This window comes from Bradyrhizobium sp. NBAIM08 (assembly GCF_020193935.1).
GTDB lineage: Bacteria > Pseudomonadota > Alphaproteobacteria > Rhizobiales > Xanthobacteraceae > Bradyrhizobium > Bradyrhizobium yuanmingense.
This window is the reverse complement of sequence record NZ_JADYVR010000183.1, coordinates 1-468: the sequence shown is the minus strand read 5'-3', so window position 1 is coordinate 468 and position 468 is coordinate 1. Positions and strand designations below refer to the sequence as shown.

General features: G+C 63.0%; 1 protein-coding gene. It reads right to left on the bottom strand.

Features of this window, described 5'->3' with window-relative positions; all coding sequences use genetic code 11:
• Nucleotides 1-93: 93 nt before the first annotated feature.
• Nucleotides 94-369 carry a hypothetical protein gene (locus tag I6F37_RS39020; RefSeq protein ID WP_225154227.1) on the bottom strand — a complete coding sequence of 92 codons (276 nt, stop codon included), beginning with the start codon at nucleotides 367-369 and terminating at the stop codon, nucleotides 94-96.
• Between the last annotated feature and the right edge of the window lie 99 nt (nucleotides 370-468).

The window sequence follows — 468 nt, the reverse complement described above, 5'->3', positions numbered from 1 at the left end:
GTCTACGGCATCACCAGCTTCGAGCTCGGCTGAGACGTCCGTCAGAAGCAAAAAGCCGCCCGAAGGCGGCCTCTCGTTCCAGCGCAGCGCTGGTTACTTCTTGTCGCCGCCCGGCACTTTGCCGTCCACGCCCTTGACGTAGAAGTTGACGCCCGACAAGAACTTGTCGTCGGCCACCGCGCCGGCTGCCACGAGTTCCTTGCCGTCCTGGCCCAGGATCGGGCCCTTCCAGATCGAGAACGTGCCGTCTTTCAGGCCCTTCTTGATCTCTTCGACTTTGGCCTTGGTTTCGGCCGGGATGTCTTCGGCCAGCGACACGATGTCGATCGCGCCTTCCTTCACGCCCACCAGCTCTGGCCGGTTGCCCACTTGCCTTCGAGCGCGTCCTTGGTGGCCTTGATGTAGTACGGACCCCAGTTGATGGTGGCCGAGGCCAGATGCGCCTTCGGGTCGTACGCGGTCATGTCC